The organism is Agreia sp. VKM Ac-1783 (assembly GCF_900177765.1).
In the GTDB taxonomy this organism is placed as follows: domain Bacteria; phylum Actinomycetota; class Actinomycetes; order Actinomycetales; family Microbacteriaceae; genus Agreia.
This window is the reverse complement of sequence record NZ_FXWI01000001.1, coordinates 109,018-126,183: the sequence shown is the minus strand read 5'-3', so window position 1 is coordinate 126,183 and position 17,166 is coordinate 109,018. Positions and strand designations below refer to the sequence as shown.

The 17,166-nt window shown below is 65.6% G+C and carries 20 protein-coding genes; 8 read left to right on the top strand and 12 right to left on the bottom strand.

The features are described from left to right. Nucleotides 1-8 precede the first annotated feature (8 nt). On the bottom strand, nt 9-761 hold the full coding sequence (locus tag CCK87_RS00655; protein WP_086459599.1) for a SipW-dependent-type signal peptide-containing protein: 753 nt from the start codon (nt 759-761) through the stop codon (nt 9-11). 250 nt (nt 762-1,011) lie between these two features. On the opposite strand from CCK87_RS00655, the gene CCK87_RS00650 reads away from it, so the two are divergent. Both CCK87_RS00650 and CCK87_RS00645 read left to right on the top strand, forming a co-directional pair. Further along, complete coding sequence (locus CCK87_RS00650) at nt 1,012-2,205, top strand: SGNH/GDSL hydrolase family protein (protein ID WP_170927088.1); 1,194 nt, start codon at nt 1,012-1,014, stop codon at nt 2,203-2,205. 49 nt (nt 2,206-2,254) lie between these two features. Continuing rightward, a complete protein-coding gene (locus tag CCK87_RS00645) occupies nt 2,255-2,704 on the top strand; it encodes an SseB family protein (RefSeq protein WP_086459597.1) in 450 nt (149 codons plus the stop codon). A gap of 28 nt (nt 2,705-2,732) precedes the next feature. On the opposite strand, the gene CCK87_RS00640 is transcribed toward CCK87_RS00645, so the two are convergent. Together CCK87_RS00640 and CCK87_RS00635 are read right to left on the bottom strand one after the other, a co-directional pair. After that, on the bottom strand, nt 2,733-3,560 hold the full coding sequence (locus tag CCK87_RS00640; RefSeq protein WP_086459596.1) for an SGNH/GDSL hydrolase family protein: 828 nt from the start codon (nt 3,558-3,560) through the stop codon (nt 2,733-2,735). Nucleotides 3,561-3,580: 20 nt separating this feature from the next. Beyond that, a complete protein-coding gene (locus CCK87_RS00635; protein WP_086459595.1) occupies nt 3,581-4,270 on the bottom strand; it encodes an endonuclease/exonuclease/phosphatase family protein in 690 nt (229 codons plus the stop codon). Nucleotides 4,271-4,468: 198 nt separating this feature from the next. On the opposite strand from CCK87_RS00635, the gene CCK87_RS00630 reads away from it, so the two are divergent. The 3 genes from CCK87_RS00630 to CCK87_RS00620 all read left to right on the top strand — a co-directional run bounded on the left by CCK87_RS00630 (nt 4,469) and on the right by CCK87_RS00620 (nt 6,556). After that, on the top strand, nt 4,469-5,479 hold the full coding sequence (locus CCK87_RS00630; RefSeq protein WP_170927087.1) for an LLM class flavin-dependent oxidoreductase: 1,011 nt from the start codon (nt 4,469-4,471) through the stop codon (nt 5,477-5,479). A 35-nt stretch (nt 5,480-5,514) separates the two neighbouring features. Continuing rightward, the gene (locus CCK87_RS00625; RefSeq protein WP_086459593.1) at nt 5,515-6,087 is read left to right on the top strand and encodes an AAA family ATPase; all 573 of its coding nucleotides are present in this window, start codon (nt 5,515-5,517) and stop codon (nt 6,085-6,087) included. A 112-nt stretch (nt 6,088-6,199) separates the two neighbouring features. Continuing rightward, a complete protein-coding gene (locus CCK87_RS00620; protein WP_086459592.1) occupies nt 6,200-6,556 on the top strand; it encodes a nuclear transport factor 2 family protein in 357 nt (118 codons plus the stop codon). A gap of 100 nt (nt 6,557-6,656) precedes the next feature. On the opposite strand, the gene CCK87_RS00615 is transcribed toward CCK87_RS00620, so the two are convergent. Further along, complete coding sequence (locus CCK87_RS00615) at nt 6,657-7,217, bottom strand: dihydrofolate reductase family protein (RefSeq protein WP_086459591.1); 561 nt, start codon at nt 7,215-7,217, stop codon at nt 6,657-6,659. 91 nt (nt 7,218-7,308) lie between these two features. Here CCK87_RS00615 and CCK87_RS00610 point away from each other — a divergent pair, with 91 nt between their 5' ends. Beyond that, nucleotides 7,309-7,593, top strand: a complete 285-nt coding sequence (locus tag CCK87_RS00610; protein ID WP_086459590.1) for a DUF1905 domain-containing protein — start codon at nt 7,309-7,311, stop codon at nt 7,591-7,593. Between the two features lie 53 nt (nt 7,594-7,646). After that, nucleotides 7,647-8,243 (top strand): hypothetical protein, encoded by a 597-nt coding sequence (locus CCK87_RS00605; RefSeq protein WP_086459589.1) that lies wholly within the window; start codon nt 7,647-7,649, stop codon nt 8,241-8,243. Nucleotides 8,244-8,332: 89 nt separating this feature from the next. On the opposite strand, the gene CCK87_RS00600 is transcribed toward CCK87_RS00605, so the two are convergent. The 3 genes from CCK87_RS00600 to CCK87_RS00595 all read right to left on the bottom strand — a co-directional run bounded on the left by CCK87_RS00600 (nt 8,333) and on the right by CCK87_RS00595 (nt 9,569). Further along, the gene (locus CCK87_RS00600) at nt 8,333-8,707 is read right to left on the bottom strand and encodes a VOC family protein (protein WP_086459588.1); all 375 of its coding nucleotides are present in this window, start codon (nt 8,705-8,707) and stop codon (nt 8,333-8,335) included. 100 nt (nt 8,708-8,807) lie between these two features. Then, entirely contained in the window at nt 8,808-8,996 is a 189-nt protein-coding gene (locus CCK87_RS17965) for a hypothetical protein (protein ID WP_140162733.1), read from the bottom strand. A gap of 129 nt (nt 8,997-9,125) precedes the next feature. After that, on the bottom strand, nt 9,126-9,569 hold the full coding sequence (locus tag CCK87_RS00595; RefSeq protein ID WP_086459587.1) for an SRPBCC family protein: 444 nt from the start codon (nt 9,567-9,569) through the stop codon (nt 9,126-9,128). A 70-nt stretch (nt 9,570-9,639) separates the two neighbouring features. Between CCK87_RS00595 and CCK87_RS00590 the strand changes: the two genes are divergently transcribed. Continuing rightward, entirely contained in the window at nt 9,640-10,578 is a 939-nt protein-coding gene (locus tag CCK87_RS00590; RefSeq protein WP_086459586.1) for a linear amide C-N hydrolase, read from the top strand. Between the two features lie 8 nt (nt 10,579-10,586). On the opposite strand, the gene CCK87_RS00585 is transcribed toward CCK87_RS00590, so the two are convergent. The 5 genes from CCK87_RS00585 to CCK87_RS00565 all read right to left on the bottom strand — a co-directional run bounded on the left by CCK87_RS00585 (nt 10,587) and on the right by CCK87_RS00565 (nt 17,155). Then, nucleotides 10,587-11,525, bottom strand: a complete 939-nt coding sequence (locus CCK87_RS00585) for a carbohydrate ABC transporter permease (RefSeq protein ID WP_086459585.1) — start codon at nt 11,523-11,525, stop codon at nt 10,587-10,589. Then, nucleotides 11,522-12,469, bottom strand: a complete 948-nt coding sequence (locus CCK87_RS00580; RefSeq protein WP_086459584.1) for a sugar ABC transporter permease — start codon at nt 12,467-12,469, stop codon at nt 11,522-11,524. Before CCK87_RS00580 ends, CCK87_RS00585 begins: the two co-directional genes overlap by 4 nt. Nucleotides 12,470-12,531: 62 nt before the next feature. Continuing rightward, complete coding sequence (locus CCK87_RS00575) at nt 12,532-13,887, bottom strand: extracellular solute-binding protein (RefSeq protein ID WP_249273644.1); 1,356 nt, start codon at nt 13,885-13,887, stop codon at nt 12,532-12,534. A gap of 37 nt (nt 13,888-13,924) precedes the next feature. Next, entirely contained in the window at nt 13,925-16,033 is a 2,109-nt protein-coding gene (locus CCK87_RS00570; RefSeq protein ID WP_086459583.1) for a beta-galactosidase, read from the bottom strand. A 123-nt stretch (nt 16,034-16,156) separates the two neighbouring features. After that, the gene (locus tag CCK87_RS00565; protein WP_086459582.1) at nt 16,157-17,155 is read right to left on the bottom strand and encodes a LacI family DNA-binding transcriptional regulator; all 999 of its coding nucleotides are present in this window, start codon (nt 17,153-17,155) and stop codon (nt 16,157-16,159) included. Nucleotides 17,156-17,166: the final 11 nt, after the last annotated feature.

Below are 17,166 nucleotides of genomic sequence, written 5' to 3'. Positions count from 1 at the left end.
GGTGCCGGTTAGTCGAGCTCGGAGGCCGAGACGAACTGCCAGGCGGGTGCGACTGTTCGACCCTGGAGGGTGTCGGCAGCGTCATCCGGCAGCGAGATCTCGAAGCAGTAGTTGAGCTGGTTGCCCGAGTCTGCCGTCAGAGCGTTGACCGTGGCACCGGCGGTGTTGAGGGCTGCCGACGTGGTGGCGCTTCCGACGACGTACGTCGCTGCCGCCCCGAATGCGGCATCGGTGCAGGCTGCCGGAGCAGCATCTCGCGCACCGGTGGCGACGACGACGCGAAGCTGCAGAGCACCCGCGAGCAGCGCGTCTGGATCGACGGTCGGAATGTTCGTCGCGTTGACCGCTCCGCTGAGGCGCACGCTCGGCGCTGCCACCGACCCGTCTGCCGTGCTGAGCGCCACGGGAGCGTAGACCGAGTCACCCGGAGTAAGGCTGAGCGCGCCCGGCGTGAAGATGAGTGATCCACCGGGGTTGCTCTCTTCGTCGATCCAGTCGCCGGCTACGAACGGCGACGAGGTGTTCTGTTGCACCTCGAAGGCGCTGGTTCCGACGCCCGGCGTGCCCGGGTCTCCCCCGACTCCGGCCGTTCCGCCGACGACCCATTCCGAGTCGTTCCACACGGCCAGCGTGACCGTGGCTCCGACCCCCAGCACGAGGCCGGCCGCGAGAACCGCAAAGGCCTTCTGCTTGGTGGAACGCTTCTTGAGTGATGGCGTGACCGAAGACTCCGGTGCGTCGAACTCTGACGTCTGTGACATGACTGATCTCCCCAACTTGATGAAGCCGCCCCTGTTTGTGGCCTCTGTGGGTTGAACGATGACATGAGAGGAATTCTCAAGGGGGCTCGAAAGGGCTCTTCCCGTAGTCAGTCCATCTGAGTCGAGTAGTGGCCGTGGAGCCCGGGTAGCGGGCCGGGTACGGGACCGGTAGCAAGGTTCGGTAGTGCCGCCAGAAAGAGTGCGTACAGACAGCGCGACAACCCGTAGTATGTGCGCAGGGGGTTCCACCATGACATCACGCACGACTTCTGCGCCCGCCCGCGCCCGTCTCACCGCCGCACGTTTTGTGGGCGCCGCGGTCGTCGCCGGCGCACTCGTGACGGGATCGGTGCTCACGGCTTCGGTCGCCACCGCCGCTCCGGCTCCGGGCGTTCCTGCCGTGACCGCTGGCCTCGACTACGTGGCGCTCGGCGACTCGTACTCGGCTGGCCTCGGGCTCACGCCGACGACCGGACTGCCCACTCCCGAGTGCGGACAGAGCGCGGTCGACTTTCCCCACCAGGTGGCAGCGGCTTATGGCCTGAACCTCACCGACGTCTCGTGCTCGGGAGCCGAGACCGGCGACATCACCGTCGACAGCCAGTTCGGCAACATCGCTCCTCAGATCGCGGCACTCAGCGCAGACACCGACGTCGTGACGCTGACCATCGGCGGCAACGACCTGGGCTTCAGCGATATCGCCCAGTCGTGCCTGGCGCAGACCGCCGACGGCCCACTGGCCTTCCCCGTGCAGGGCGGCGTGTTCCTTCCCAACTGCGCCAGCGGCTACGTGGTGCAGGGCGTCGACTCGCTCGCCCTGAAGATCTCCGCTCAGGTCGCCCCCTCCCTCGCCACCACGTACGCCGCTATCGCCGCTGCGGCCCCCAACGCCAAGATCTTCGTCGTCGGGTACCCCAGCCTCTTCCCCGCCACCATCCCGGCGGCTGGCTGCTTCACCTCACCCACCAACACGCCCAACGCCTTCCCGTTCACCACGGTCGACACGGCGTACCTGCGCTCCGTTGAGGTGAAACTGGATGCCGCGATCCAGAGCGCCGCCCAGACGGCCGGCTTCACCTACGTTCCGTCGTTCGCCTCGAGCGTCGGCCACGACGCCTGCGTCACCGACGGAAGCGCCTACGTCAACGGCGTCCTCCTCGGCGATGGCGGCCTTCAGCCAGGAACGCTGCACCCGAACGCCCTCGGCGCCACGTTCCTCACCGACTCCGTGAGCACTGCTCTCGACGCCGCGTTCCCGGCCCCGATCGTCGTGCCGTCACTGCCGACCCCGCCCGTCGCATCCGACCCCGCAGCGGTGACGCCGAAGCCGGTGCTCGCGAACACGGGTATGGATGGCGGACTTCTCGCCGGAGGGCTCGCGCTCGCCGTGCTGCTTCTCGTCGGCGGCGCAGCCGTGACCGTGGCGCGACGCAAGGCCGCCTAGCCTCGACAGCCCTCTGATCGCGACGCGGGTCTGTCGCTAGGGTTGAAGGGTGACAGACTCCAATGGATCCAGCGACGCCGACTTCGATGCCCGTCTCGCGGCGGACACCGTGCACAACGAGCTCGAGCAGTCGCTTCTCGACGGCATCCGGGGCGAGGTTCGTCAGACGGTCTTCATCTCGGCGTTCCTCACGACGCCCGTCTTCGCGCTGAGCCGCACCGAGACATCCGGCGATGCCGCCGAGGGATTCAGCCCCCTCGTACTCAGCACCGTGGGCGGCGCGCCGATGCTGCCGCTCTTCACCGATGTAGCGCGGGTTCCGGCCGAGTATCTCGAGGTCGCCCCGCACCCGGTGGCCCTCACCGGAGGGCGTTTCGTGGCGAGCGTCGCCGACGAGGTGGGCATCGTGGTGAACCCGGGGCATCCGATCGGCTTCGAGCTGGCGCCCGGAGCGTTGGCAGCGATCAGGCGCGACTTCGCCGAGTCGCAGCAGGGCTAGCCCTTCGACAGGCTCAGGGAACGGGCTGTTACTGCTGTGGCAGCTCCGCCAGCTGGCCGACGCGTCCCGACAGGATGCCGGGCAGCTGAGCGAGCACCTCGTTCGCCTGCCGGGTCGCGCCATCGAGATTCGCGTGCTTGCCGTCGTCTGACGTGCCCACCTGCCACCGGCCACCGTCGCCGGCGACCGGGGTGTAGACATCCAGAATCGCGATGCCGGTCTGCTGGGCTGCGCCGGTCAGCAGCCGATTGAGCTCGACCACCTTGCCGCCGACCTGATTTGACGGCGGCACAAGAACGGCGATCGGGGTCGACCCGCGCTCGCGCACGCCCGCCCACAGGGCCTGGATGTCTGACGCGGCCCGGGCGGGCGAGCTGCCGGCGAGCAGGTCGTTGGTTCCGGCCTGCACGAGAACGTAGCCGCCCTGGGCTCCGGCCGCCGCGTCATCGAGACCGGATGCGATGGTGTCGGCCACCGCGCCGGGCTGCGACGCGAAGGCCCCCATCGAGACGCCCGGAATCGCGTTCGCCTCGACCGTCTGCCGCCACCACGACGCAGCGAAGAACGCGTGCGAATCGCTCAGCACCGAGAGCGGAATGACGGCCTGCGTGACGGGCGTCGCGGTCGGTGTGGCGAGTGGCGGCTGAAGGTTCGGGGCCGAGCCCACGATGAGGGGCCGCTCCCCCGCGCCCGTGAATCCTGTCTGCAGCCCTAGGGCAGCGGCGGGCCAGAGCGCGACCAGCGCCGCAATCGCGACCGTGAGCCAGAACGAACCGCGCGCAGCCCGTTTCGATGCCCGACGCGAAGCGGCACGAACTCCGGGCGCGCTACGTGGCTCGCCGAAACAGGCGCTCACGGGCGAGTGGTCTGGTTCGGCTACTCGCCGACGACCGCGGCCATGTCGTATTCGGCCTTGACGAGAATCGGCAGGTGGTCGGAGTCGCCCTGCGGAAGGGTCTTGACCTCGTCGATGCGGAATCCGTTCGAGGTGACGAAGTCGAAGTGCCCGCGCACCCACTTGTAGCGCATGTAAGTCACGCTGTCGCTGAGCGAGAGCTCGTAGCCCGAGTCCTTGATTCCGGCACGCAGCTTGTTCTGGAAGAGGGGGTAGTTGAAGTCGCCCACCATCAGAATCGGAATGTCGACGCCGATGCGCTGCAGCTCTTCGTGAGCCGCGGTGATCTGGGTTCGACGCAGAGAATTGGATGCCGTGAGCGGCGCAGCGTGGAACGATGCGGCGACGAACGACTTCTCGGTCTGGCGATCGAGAAGGCGGGCGCCGAGCAGACGCTGGGTTCCGGGAGACATGACGCGGTCGTGCATGGACTTCTTGAGCGTGAACGTCGTGCTGTCTTCGACCGAGAAGCGCTCGGCGCGGTAGTAGAGCGCCAGGCCCAGACGGTTCTCTGTCGTGGCGTGAGACATGGTCAGGTGCCCCATGGTCGCCGGAAGCGACGCGGTGTCTGCTTCTTGAACGCAGAAGATGTCGACATCGAAGTCGTCAGTCAGGGCGGCGAGTTCGCCACTGGCACTGTTGTTCCGCAGGTTGTAACTCAAAACGCGCATTCTGGAAAGTCCTCTCGCAGTTCTGCTAGACCACAGACTATTCGTGACGGCCTGGGATTTGGATCGGTTGCGGCTGTGCTTTCGATTGTTTACGTCGACTTAATCAGCGCGTTCGTTAGCTGAGACCGTCGAAGCGGCGTTCGCTGAGCCGGTCGAAGCGCGGGGAATAGGCACACCTTTTCATGCGTTCACATACACATGAAGAAAATCGGGTTTCTCTCGTTCGGTCACTGGCAGCCGGTTCCCGGGTCGCTGACTCGCACGGCCGCTGACGCGCATCTGCAGATGATCGAGCTGGCTGTCGCGGCAGAAGAGATCGGTGTCGACGGCGCGTACATGCGCGTGCACCACTTCGCACGGCAGTTCGCATCGCCGTTCCCACTGCTCTCGGCCATGGCCGCACGCACCTCGAAGATCGAACTCGGCACGGGCGTGATCGACATGCGCTACGAGAACCCGCTCTACATGGCCGAGGAGGCGGCGACCGCCGACCTCATCTCGGGCGGCAGACTGCAGCTCGGCGTCAGCCGGGGATCACCCGAGACGGCGCTCCGCGGCTCAGAGTCGTTCGGCTTCGTTCCGCAAGACGGCACAACGGATGCCGATCTCGCCCGGGCGCACACCGAGCTGTTCCGCGCGGGCATCACCGACGCATCAGTCGCCATGAGCAATCCGCAGATGACGGGAGTGAGCCAGCCCATGGGCATCCTGCCCCAGTCGCCGGGTCTGGCAGACCGCATCTGGTGGGGTTCGGGCACACGCGCGACCGCTGTCTCGACGGCCGAGCTGGGTATGAACCTGATGAGCTCGACGCTCCTGTCGGAGGACACGGGCGTGCCCTTCGGTGACCTGCAGGCAGAGCAGATCGCGCTCTACCGCGCCGCGTGGAAAGACGCCGGCTGGGAACGCGAGCCGCGCGTCTCGGTAAGTCGCAGCATCCTGCCCATCACCACGGATCAGGACCGCGCCTACTTCGGCGACATGAGCCGCGACCGCGACGACCAGGTGGGCTACCTCGACAACGGCATCGCGCGCTTCGGCAAGAGCTACGTGGGCGAGCCCGACGCGATCGTGAAGGAGCTGCTGGATGACGCGGCCGTGCGCGACGCCGACACCGTGCTCGTGACGATTCCGAACCAGCTCGGTGTCGACTACAACGCGCACCTGCTCGAGACGATCGTGAAGGACATCATGCCTGCGCTGAACTAGCGCCCGTCGAGTCGTACGCCGCTATCGTGGCAGGCATGTTGAGTCCCGAGGACGCGCTTCTGCATAAGCCCCAGCGCGTGCTCATTGCGGGCGTCTCGGGGGTGGGCAAGACGACTCTTGCCGCGCGGGTAGGCCGGATGCTCGACATTCCGCACACGGAGATCGATGCGCTTTTCCATGGGCCCGGCTGGGTTCCGCGCGAGGAGTTTTTGAACGACGTTCGTCTGCTGGTGTCGCGCGAGACGTGGGTGACCGAGTGGCAGTACTCGTCGGCCCGACGCACGCTCGCCGAAAAGGCCGATCTCCTCGTGTGGCTGGATCTGCCGTTTCTGACCGTGACGTTCCCTCGCGTGATCAGACGAACGCTCAAGAGGCGACTCAACCACGAGACGCTCTGGAACGGAAACATCGAAGGTCCGCTCTTTACGTTCTTCACCGACCAGGAACACATCGTGAGATGGGCCTGGTCGACCCGAAACAAGTACCGCACGCTGATCCCCGAGGTGGAATCGGAGTTCCCCCACCTCACGGTGGTGCGTCTGCGTTCATCACGCGACGTCGAACGGTGGCTGGCCCAGCTGCAGAAGGCATACGCCGACCCTCGATAGATTGCCATCGAGTGTGCAGTTTCTGTCGGTCGTCGACTCCGAGACGGGCGAGAACTGCTCACTCGAGTTGAGATGGCTCAGGGGGCCGACGGTCGATCCGTAGTCTGGGTTCATGGACGACCTCATCGAAGCCGCCTGGCATGCCGAGGAGGCTCTGCTGACGACCGGCGCACGACGTGACGCAGATCGACTCGCCGAGCTGCTCGCATCCGATTTCTACGAGATCGGGCAGTCGGGGCGTCGCTGGAGCCGCGACGAGATCATCGCTTCTCTGGTCGGCGACGGCGACGAGCATCCGGATGCCGAGCTGACGGAGCGCGAGGCAACGCTCATCGGCGTCGATACTGCGCTGCTGTCGTATCGGCTGGAGTTCGCGGGTCGACGCAGCCGTCGGTCGTCGCTCTGGCGATGGGATGGCGGCCGCATCATGTGCTTCTTTCACCAGGGCACGCCGCTGCCGACGGGCTGAGTAGGGGCGGCTCGTGGTCTCGATACGGCCGCGGGCGGCCTACTCGACCAGCGCAGAAGTGGCTCTCGACGGGCGCCGAAGTGGGTCTCGACCGGCGCAGCTAGCGGCGCACTGCGTAGCGCAGGTATGCGACTCCCGAATCGAACGATCTGGTCTCGAGCAGCTCGAGGTCGACGCGTCGCTCATCGCGGGCGAAGAATGGCAGCCCTCCCCCGACCAGCACCGGGTAGACCCTGAGGTGGTATTCGTCGATCAGGCCGAGTGTGGCGGCCTGAGCAGCGAGTGTCGCTCCGCCGATCGCGATGTTTCCGGGCGCGGGCTCGGAGCGGAGCCGCGCGATCTCGTCAGCGAGGCCCGTGGTGGCGAGGCGGGCGTTGCCCTGTACCGTCGACAGGGTCTTCGAGAACACGACCTTCGGCAGAGCATTCCAGAACTCGAGCCACTGCTGCACGGGGGCCGCGAGCGCGGACTCGTCGACCGTCTCCCAGTAGAGCATCGCCTCGTAGAGGTGCCGGCCCATGAGATGCACCCCGACCTCGCGAATCTCGTCGAGCGCGATGCCGAAGACCGCATCGCTCAGACCGGGCCAGTCGAAGTCGCCATCCGGCCCCTGCACGAAGCCATCGAGCGACACACTCATCGAATAGGTCACGCGTTGCATGGGGCCTCCCGTCGTTGGGCTATGCGTTCGATATTACGACCGTCGGGCGGAATCAGTCGCGCCCCAACCTGACCGTCTCGTAGTGTGAAGTATGGCTACCAACGAGGCGGGCAGAGTGGAGTTCGACGCGACGATCGGTGTCGACGTCAAGGGCGAGACCTGGAGTTGCATCGAGATTCCCGACTCGGTCGAGCGCTTCGGAACCGGTCGAAGCGTTCGTGTCGACGCGACGATCGACGCGGTTGCCCTCGACAACGTCGGGGCCATGCCCACCGGCTCGAACGGTCACATGGTGTCGGTGAGCGCCAAGGTGCGCAAAGCTCTCGGCAAGGATGTGGGCGACGAGGTGCATGTGGTGATCTCTCGGCGAGCGTGACCCTCGCGTAGATCGTTGCTGCGGCAGCCCATCAGAATGAGGAGGACCCGATCGTGACTGATATCAGAAACCGCGCGTGGCTGTGGGGCGGAATCGCATTGATCGCCTCGGCCGTGGCAGAGTTCGCGCTTCCGCCGTCTCTGAGAGCGAGCAGCCTCATCGGCGCTCTGCTCATCGCCGCGGGGCTCGTACTCTTCTCGTTCGGCGGCGGTATCCGCCGCAACATCTTCGGTGGCCATGTACTCGGGGCCGTGGCCGCGGTTCTGCTCGCTGCATTGTTGGTCGCCACGAACATCGTGAATCTTCTCCCCGACTCCGGCGGTCCCGCCTGGAATCAGGAGTGGGTGGCGTCGGTCGTGGGATTTGCCCGTCTCGCTCTGTCGGCCATCGTCGTCGTTCAGGTCGGCAGGTCGGCGGAACTCTCGAGCACGTGGCGATGGGCTCCTCTCTGGGCCGTGCTTGCACAGGAGTTCAGTTGGGTCGTGTTCCAGTTCGGCCTCATCAACGCGGGAAACACCGTGAATGGGCCTGGCCTGTGGGTCACCTCGTTCTTCGCCATCGTTGCCGCCGCCGTTCCTATCTTCATCGGCGTGCTCGCGATCATTGTCGCCGTCACGGGACTTTCGTCGTCGCGGCCTGCCTCCGCTTAGAGCTCGGATGAGCGCAGAAGTCCCCACTGCGGACAATCGGTACCGGTGCGCCAGTACCTTCTGTCCGCAGCGGGGACTTCTGAGCTGCGCTACTTGGCCTGGCCTATGCCGAGCGCGTTGCCGTCGGGGTCGATCAGATAGGCGACCCAGGCATCCCCCTGATCGGCGATGCCATCGACCGTCTTCAGTTCGTCTGTGTCGTAGTTCTGGGGCTCGACGCCGCGGTGCTTCAGCTCCTCGAGTTCGGCGCGCAGGTCGAGAACCCTCCATTCGGCCTGAGTCTGCTCGTCTTTGGTGCCGACGGTCGAGGCGGTCACCTTGAGTCGGGTGTTGCCCGATGCGTAGGTGATGGCGGTGTCTGTGGCCTCGATCACGTCGAGGCCGAGCCTCTTCTCGTAGAACTCGCGCGAGGCATCCAGATCTTTCGAGAGCAGTATGACGTCGACGGGATGGTCCTTGAGCATGCGTGAAGCCTTTCGATAGGGAGTCGTCCCCACGATCCGCTTGCGGCCGCAGCGGGTCAAGCCCTTGTGAGGTGGAACAGGCGCCCACCGGGCGCAGCTGTCAGCGCTTCGCCGACGGTACCGCGACTAGTCCCAGGGCCAGCGTGCTGACCGCGAAGCCAGCCATCATGCCGAGGGCGGCCACCTCGAAGCCTGTGATGTAGATCACGAGGCCGACGCCAAAGAGCACGACCGCCAGAGCGAGCAACCCGAAGCCCGCGATGCGCATCCATGGCGTTTCTTCGGTCATGCACCCGATGCTGCACCGGCTGAGCGTCGAGCGATAGCCCCCATTCGGTGAACATCGACGGGAAGCCGGATTCCGGATGCCGGTTCCCTTCGACAGGCTCGGGGAATGACAGCTCGGGGCACGCGGTGGTTACTTGCCGTCTGCCTTGCCCTCGGCGATGTACGCGAGTCGGCGCAGGGTCTCGATGTTGCGCACGTAGAGTCCGATGTCGAGCAGCGCCGGCGGCACGTATTTTCCCGGACCCGCGACGGCCTTCTCGATGATCCGCACGACGCATCCATTGCCCCGCGGTTTCACGTCGATCTGAACCGACGCCTCGCCGATCGGCCAGCCCTTCGCGACGATAAGCATGTGCCGGGGCGGATCCCACTCGTGCATCGTCGTCTCGTCATCGATGACCGCGGGCCATGACCCGAACGAGTGGTGCAGATGCGAGCCCTCCGCAGGCCACGCCTTCTCGACCTCGCGCATGCGCGACGATCCCACCACCCACGTCGGAAACAGCCATCCGTCGGCCAGTACGGCGAAGACATCCTCGGGCGAACAGTCCATGAGTCTCACGTTTGTCGACATGACTCACCAGCATCCGGCATCCACGAACGGGGGTCTAGGGGTTGCGGCCCGTGAGCAGTAGTGTCGCCCCATGTGCACCCGTGTCTTCTGGAATGACAACCCGATCGCCAAGGTCACCTCACGGTGCATGGACTGGGAGGTCAGCGACGAGCCCGTGCTGTGGTTCTACCCGCGCGGCATCGAACGCTCGGGCGGGTCGCAGCCGGATGCCGCCGCCTGGCGATCGCTCTACTCGAGCGTCGGCCTCAGCATGTGGAACATCGGCACGTCAGACGGCATGAACGAGAGGGGCCTCGCGGCGCACGCGCTCTTCCTCGACGACATCAAGCCGCCGACAGGCACGGATGCCCCGACGATCGTCATCGCGATGTGGGTGCAGTACGTGCTCGACCACTTCGCCACCGTCGCCGAAGTTCTCGAACACCTCGACGATGTGCAGCTCATCGCGCCACCGATCAGGGGGCAGTACATGGGCGCCCACCTCGCACTCGAAGATCCCTCGGGCGACTCGGCGATCATCGAACCCATCGACGGTGAACTCGTGGTTCATCACGGAGCCGAGTACACCGTCATGGCGAACTCCCCTGCCTTTGACGAGCAGCTCACGAACCTCTCGCGCTATGCGCCGTTCGGTGGCGATCTCACGCCGCCGGGAGACATCACCTCGCTCGACCGCTTCGTGCGCGCGAGCTACTTCAGGCACTATCTGCCCGAGCCCGCGAACATCACGGAGACTGTGGCCGGGGTGTTCCGCATCACGCAGAACGCGGCGGTTCCCCCCGGAGCGCCCTACGACGACGGAGGCGTGTACCCCACGTGGTGGCACGCGGCCAGCGACGTGACCAACCGCATGTACTACTTCTGGTCGACGCACAGCCCGTCGGCAATCTGGGTCGATCTGGCCGCGATCGCCGACGGCACCGAGCTGCTCGCGCTGAATCCGCGGCAAGGCGAGTTGGTCGGCGACGCGACGGCCGCGTTCGAGAAGAGCGAATTGCTCTACGGCTGAGCCGGCGGCTAGCCCTTCACACCGCCCGTGCTGAGGCCGGACTGCCAGTAGCGCTGTAGGAACAGGAACGCCACGACAAGGGGAATGATCGATACGAACGACCCCGTGAGCACGGTGGAGAACAGCACCTGGGCGCCGCCGCCGCCCGTGGCCGCCTGCTGCCATTGAGCCAACCCGACTGTGGCTGGGAACAGAGCGGGGTTATTCAGCATGATCAGCGGCAGGAAGTAGTTGTTCCACGTCGACACAAGGGCGAACAGCAGAACGGTGACAATACCTGGCGCCAGCAGGCGCGACGCGATGGTCGTGAAGATGCGGAACTCTCCGGCGCCGTCGATACGCGCAGCCTCGATCAGGCTGTCGTCGACCGCATCCGCGGCGTAGACCCTGATCAGGTAGACGCCGAAGGGGCTGACGAGCGATGGCAGGATTATGGCCCACGGTGTATCCACTAGATTCGCAGCGCTGAACAGCAGATACGTCGGGATGGCGAGCGCCGTGAGCGGCACCATCACAGCGCCCAGGATGAGGGCGAAGACGAACGAACGGCCCTTGAAGACGTACTTCGCGAGCGCGTAGCCGCACATGGTCGCGAGCAGCGCGGCCCCGACGGCGCTCGTGATCGCGTAGAGAGCGGTGTTGCCCATCCACCTCACGAAGATTCCGTCTTGGAAGGTGAACAGCTGACCCACGTTGTCGAAGAGCGCGAATGTCTGGCCGAACCACAGCCCGAAGGTGCTGAAGAGGTCTCCGTTCGTCTTCGTCGAAGACAGGAAGAGCCAGACCAGCGGGAGCAGGAAGTACGCGAGCGTCATCCACAGGATGATCGTGAGCACCGAGCTGCGGCGCTTGTCGCGCTCGACGGGCCTCTTGCCGCGCGCCCGCGAGGCCTCCTTGCGGGTCGGCGCCGACGAGGAGACGAGGGGGGATGGTGTGGCGAGGGTCACGACAGACGCTCCTTGCGTGCGGTGGCGAGCTGCACCACGTAGCTGATGATCATGATGAGGAAGCCGAGAAGGAACGCGATCGCCGCCGCGTAGTTGATGTCTTGGTTCTTGAAGGCCACGTTGTAGGCGTAGAGGTTCGGCGAGAAATCGGATCCGATGGCGTTCGGCGCAATCGAGTACAACAGGTTGGGCTCGTTGAACAGCTGGAACGACCCGATGACCGAGAAGATGATCGTGAGCATGATGGCGGGCCGGATGGCCGGGATCTTGATGCTCCAGGCCGTACGCCAGGCCCCCGCCCCGTCGATCTCGGCGGCCTCGTACATCTCGGTCGGAACCGAGCGCAGCGCCGCGTAGAGCACGATCATGTTGTAGCCGATGAACTCCCAGCTCACGATGTTCATCGTGCTGCCGAGGATGTTCTGCGGCGAGAGCAGGGTCGGAGCGTCGAGACCCACCGCGCGGAACAGCTGCGCGATGAGGCCGGAGTCTGTGCCATAGAGATAACCCCACATGAGCGTGGCCACCACGCCGGGAACGGCGTACGGAACGAAGATCGCGAGCCGCACGAACTTGCCGCCCTTGACACGGCCCGTATCGAGCGCGAGCGCGATGAACAGGGCGATGACCAGCATTATCGGTACCTGCACGAAAAGGAACATGGCCACGCGGCCGAGACCTGCCCAGAAGCTCGGGTCCTGCAGCGCCCTCGAGTAGTTGGCGAGGCCCGAGAATACTTCGCCGCCGACCAGCTGGGAGGTGAAGGTGCTGAGGTACCCGGCGTAGCCGAGGGGCACCAGGAACATCGCGGCGAAGACGATCAGGAAGGGAACGATCAGCGCCCAGGCGGCGAAGAGTTGTGGGCGCCGGATGGTGCTGCGTCGCGCCGACGCAGAGGAGGCGCGCGACGGTGGGGTACGTCGAAGAGGGGGTGCGGCGGACATGTGGCTCCTTCATTGGGCCGGAAGGGTGCCGGCCGGCCGCGGCCGGCACCCCTCGGTTAGCACTACTTGACCGTGAAGCCTTGCTGCTTCGCGTAAGCGACGACAGCGTCCTGCCAGGCGGTGAGCGCCGACGACATGTCGGCCTTGTCGGCGATGGCCGTGCCTAGCGTGTCGTTGAAGCTCGAGTAGACGTAATCCATGAACGGCAGCCACTGGAAGTCGGTGCTGACTGTGTCGGAGACTCCCGCAAACAGCTCATTCACCTTCTGGCCGCCGTAGAACTCGGACGCCTGGCCGGTGAAATCCGAGCTGGTCAGGGTGTCCGTGGTGGTCGGGAACAGGAACTGCTTGTTCGCAAACGTCAAGGTGGACTCGGCGTCTCCGTTGAGGAACTTCGAGAACTCGGCGGCGGCGATGGGGTTCTTGGTGCCGGTGATCACGGCGTCGGACGAGCCGCCCCAGTTGCCCGAGACGTCGTCGCCCGCGTTCCACTGCGGGATCTTGGCCGCGGTCCATTTGCCGCTCGTGTTGGCCGCCGTGCCCTGCAGGAACACTGGGCCCCAGGCCGCGGTCTGCCAACTGGCGTATTTGTCCGACGAGAAGCCCTGGTACCAGGCATCGTTGAAGTCGGCATCGGTGGACACCAGATCTTTGTCGATCAGGTCCTGCCAGAACTTCACGACCTTCTGCGTGGCGGCGGAGTCGAGGTCGATGCCGACCGTCTTGTCACCGTCGTAGCTGAACGGCTTGGCCCCGGCTTGCCAAAACAGGCCTACGATCTGGCCGGGGTCATTGCCAGGGAGGTTCGATATATAGGAACCCGTCTTGTCCTTGATCGTCTGCGCATCGGAGGCGAAGTCGGCCCATGTGGCCGGGGCCTGCGAGAGACCTGCGGCGCTGTAGATGTCGGAGCGATACAGGTTGCCGAGCGGCCCCGAGTCCTGCGGCACTGACCAGACGCCTTTGTCGTCGGCCACCTGGTTCCACACCCACTCGACGTACTTCGACTTGAGCTCGTCCCCGCCGTAGGGCTGGAGGTTGACGAGGCTGTTCGTTTGACGGAACGACGGGATGTATTGGTATTCGATCTGCGCGACATCCGGTGCACCCTTGCCGGCCTTCAGCGCCGTGCGCAGCTTCGGGTACTGCACGGTGCCTGTTCCGACGTTCACGACCTCGACTTTGATGGCGGGGTACTTGGCCTCGAACAAGTCGACCTCCTGCTGGATGTCGGGCACCCAGGTCCAGAACGTCAGGGTCGTCGGAGTCTGCATCGCCTTGTCGATATCGGCCTGCGAAACGGGCGCGGTCGTCGAGCCGGCGTTGCCGCCCGCTGATGGGGTGCATCCGCTGAGGATAAGTGTCGACGCGACCGCGAGGGACACGAGCGTCGTTGCTGCGTGAGTTCTTTTCATCATCAATCTTTCGTGGGTAGGTGGAGGGTGGACGGTGGTGCTACTCGCCGACGACGACGCGCTCGAAAACGCGGGCGGCCCGACGGGCGAGGGTCAGGGGCGCGCCGGCCGAGAAGACCTCACCGGTCTCGAGGTCGCGCACGGCGGCGGGGGGCACAACGACGGCTTCCTCGCCGGACCAATTCGACACGAACACGACGCTCGCGCGGCTCGGGCGCGACGCGGTCGTCACCGTGACCTGGATCGGCGCAGACCAGAGCGCGGCAGCAGCATCCGGAACGAGCCAGCGGGCCAGCGACCTCGACAGCTCGGGGTTGGGTACCGTGGCGACGTAGGTCACCCGTCCGGCACCGGATGCCCGGGTCGTCACGACCGGGCCGGTTCCGATTTCGGACTCGGGCAGGCTCACCAGCACGTCTGCGCCGTCGAGCAGAACGACGTCGGCCCAGCGGGTGGCGGCGGATCCGTCTTCGAGGGCGATCTCCCCCTCGGTCTCGGCCAGCACGGCAGTCGGCTCGTCGAGATTCGTGTATTCCTCATACCGGATGCCTGCGGGCCCAGCCAGGACGGCCGGCGCCGCAACCCGGCGGGCCCGGGCGAGATCGTCCCCGTATCCGGTGCGGATGCCCACAACGAGGTGGCCGCCCGCGACGGCGTAGGCGGCGAGAGCATCGAGCGTCTCATCGGACGCGACGTACAACGCCGGGGCCACGAGCACCGGCCAGCGCTCGACGAGCTCGGCCGCGTCGAACGCGAGGAACTGCTCGACGTGCTGCACGCGCACCTGCGCACCCGCTTCGGAGAGCCCGCGGTAGTGGGCGTCGAAGAGCTGCGTGTACGAGTTGCGGTCGGGGCCACTGCTCGGCGTCGCGAGGGGCGGATAGGTCTCGAACGACCACTTGGTGTCGGTCGACCACAGCATCAGCACGTCGGAGTCGGGCTCCATGCCGTCGAGTGCCCCGCCGAGCGCGGCAAACGTGGCGCCAAGGGCGGCTACCTCGCGATAGATGCGGCCGGGAACCTGGCTGTGCGGCAGAACTCCACCCCAGTAGGTCTCCACGCCGAAGTGCAGCGTGTGCCAGTGCCAGTACTCCACCATGCGGGCACCGCGTGCCACGAGGGCGAGCGCGGCCTGCTTGATCTGGCCGTCGAATGGCGGGTGATTCTGCCACGGCCCGCCGATGGATTGGGCGTTCGTCTCGGTCACCAGGAACGGGGCCTGCCCGCTCGAGAAGGCCCGGTCGCCCCACTCCATCAGTGCCCAGACGCCGGTGTGCCACCAGTCCGCCTCGCGCTCGACCTCGACGCCGATCGTCAAGCCATCTTGCATCTTGTAATAGGGGTTCCCCGCGGTCACATCGAGAGACTTCACCACCTGATCGTCGGCGAGCTGCGGCCGCGAGTATGACAGGCAGGTCGTGACGAACTGGTCGTCACGTGCGTGCTCGCGAACCACGCCGGCCTGCCACGCGATGAGCTCGTTTGTGAGCGTGGCCTGGAACCGGCGCCACTCGAGGTCGTACTGCGGCTGGGTATTGCCGTCGGGTCGCCAGAGTTCGTCGAAGCTGCCCAGACGGTGAGACCAGTACACCAGGCCCCACTCTTCGTTGAGTCGCTCGATAGTGCCGTAGCGCTCCCGAAGCCACCCGACGAAGCGCCGGAAGACCTGGTCATTGTGCGGCAGATGATTGCCCGGCTCGTTATCGACCTGGTACCCGACGACGGCGGGGTGATCGGCGTAGCGCTCGACGATCTTGCGAACGATCCGCTCGGCGTAGAAGCGGTAGGCGGGGTGACTCTGATCCATCTCCTGCCGTGCACCCCAACCGGAGCGCACACCAGTGGGATTTTCAGCCTCGATCTCTGGGTGCAACTTCTGCAGCCACGGAGGCACAGCGTAGGTCGGGGTTCCGAGGATGACGGAGATACCGCGGGAGTGGGCACCGTCGAGAACGGGCTGCATCCAGTCGAGCTCGAAACGGCCCTCGCGGGGTTCCCACGTCGACCAGACAGATTCGCCCACGCGAATCACCGTGAAGTGTGCCTCGACCATCAGGTCGAGATCCCGATTGAGCGTGCCCGGCTCCTGGTACTCGGCGTAGTACGCCGCCCCGAAGAGAATGCCCGAGTGCTGAGGAGATGTCGTCATCGTTGACCCTATTCTCAAGAAATGTTGTCGATAACATTTGCGATGACATGAAACTAATCGATGTGGCTCCGATTGCGCAAGACCCTGTTCGGTAACGAATAGGTCGACAGGCCGTACGGCGGCTCAGTCGCCGATCGGTGCGGACGATCTGCGTTGAATCAGGCGCGGAGTGGGCAGAACCAGTCCACCGTGAGGTTCTTTGCCCTCAATCTCGGCGACGAGGGTCGACACCACGAAACGCCCCTCGAACGCGAAGTCCATAGCCACGCTCGACAATGAGGGAACCATGTATTCGGCCTCGGGAGCGTCGTCGGTGCCGACAACGCTCACCTCGTCGGGAACGCGGACACCGGCTGCGGCAAGCGCGGCCATGGCGCCCATGGCCATGCTGTCGTTGGCTACCGCAATCGCCGTGAACTCACCGATTCGACGCGCCAGTCGCGCTCCGGCCTCGTAACCGGAGCGGGCCGACCAGTCCCCCTCGTCGTTCACAACGACCGTCCCCCCGGCGGCAGTGAACGCATCACGGAAACCCTGCCTTCGCTCCCCCGACGCCGTCCAGACAGGAGGCCCTGCGAGGTATGCGGCACGTCGGTGGCCAAGCGCGACGAGGTGCTCTGCGGCGACCCGGCCAGCCGCAGAGTTCAGAGTCTCCCGGCCGTCGGCGCCGCGCAGATCGAAATCTCTAGCCACGGGGATCGACAGCTCTCGATCCTCGACGGCCGCACGACCGGTCTGCGTCTGGGCCGAGAGAACGATGCCGGCGATCTGGTCCTGCAGAATCACATCGAGCGCCTCCCGCACCGATGCCTCATCGCCGCCGTCGACCGAGACGATGTCGAGAACATAGCCAAGCTCGCGCGCGGCGGCGGCCGCACCGACGAGGGTGCGCGAGGGCCCCGACTGATCCATCCGATCCGCGAGGTAGCCGATCCTGTTCGTGCGACGCAGGCGCAAGAACCGAGCCGCCGAGTTCGGCTTGTATTCGAGCTCGGCCAGCGCGTGCTCGACCTTCTCTCGGGTATTCGGCCGGATACCCTCGAAGCCTCTGAGGTATCGGCTGACCGTCTGGTGGGAGACGCCCGCTCGTTCGGCCACATCGTAGATCGTGGCGGATTTCATGTGAGGAGCTT

Coding starts and splice junctions, on each gene's coding strand:
- CCK87_RS00565 (WP_086459582.1), bottom strand. CDS start 17,155: ATGAAATCCGCCACGATCTACGATGTGGCCGAACGAGCGGGCGTCTCC.
- CCK87_RS00635 (WP_086459595.1), bottom strand. CDS start 4,270: ATGCGCGTTTTGAGTTACAACCTGCGGAACAACAGTGCCAGTGGCGAA.
- CCK87_RS00595 (WP_086459587.1), bottom strand. CDS start 9,569: ATGTCGACAAACGTGAGACTCATGGACTGTTCGCCCGAGGATGTCTTC.
- CCK87_RS00650 (WP_170927088.1), top strand. CDS start 1,012: ATGACATCACGCACGACTTCTGCGCCCGCCCGCGCCCGTCTCACCGCC.
- CCK87_RS00655 (WP_086459599.1), bottom strand. CDS start 761: ATGTCACAGACGTCAGAGTTCGACGCACCGGAGTCTTCGGTCACGCCA.
- CCK87_RS00610 (WP_086459590.1), top strand. CDS start 7,309: ATGGCTACCAACGAGGCGGGCAGAGTGGAGTTCGACGCGACGATCGGT.
- CCK87_RS00590 (WP_086459586.1), top strand. CDS start 9,640: ATGTGCACCCGTGTCTTCTGGAATGACAACCCGATCGCCAAGGTCACC.
- CCK87_RS00580 (WP_086459584.1), bottom strand. CDS start 12,469: ATGTCCGCCGCACCCCCTCTTCGACGTACCCCACCGTCGCGCGCCTCC.
- CCK87_RS00620 (WP_086459592.1), top strand. CDS start 6,200: ATGGACGACCTCATCGAAGCCGCCTGGCATGCCGAGGAGGCTCTGCTG.
- CCK87_RS00600 (WP_086459588.1), bottom strand. CDS start 8,707: ATGCTCAAGGACCATCCCGTCGACGTCATACTGCTCTCGAAAGATCTG.
- CCK87_RS00615 (WP_086459591.1), bottom strand. CDS start 7,217: ATGCAACGCGTGACCTATTCGATGAGTGTGTCGCTCGATGGCTTCGTG.
- CCK87_RS00630 (WP_170927087.1), top strand. CDS start 4,469: ATGAAGAAAATCGGGTTTCTCTCGTTCGGTCACTGGCAGCCGGTTCCC.
- CCK87_RS00575 (WP_249273644.1), bottom strand. CDS start 13,887: ATGATGAAAAGAACTCACGCAGCAACGACGCTCGTGTCCCTCGCGGTC.
- CCK87_RS00625 (WP_086459593.1), top strand. CDS start 5,515: ATGTTGAGTCCCGAGGACGCGCTTCTGCATAAGCCCCAGCGCGTGCTC.
- CCK87_RS17965 (WP_140162733.1), bottom strand. CDS start 8,996: ATGACCGAAGAAACGCCATGGATGCGCATCGCGGGCTTCGGGTTGCTC.
- CCK87_RS00570 (WP_086459583.1), bottom strand. CDS start 16,033: ATGACGACATCTCCTCAGCACTCGGGCATTCTCTTCGGGGCGGCGTAC.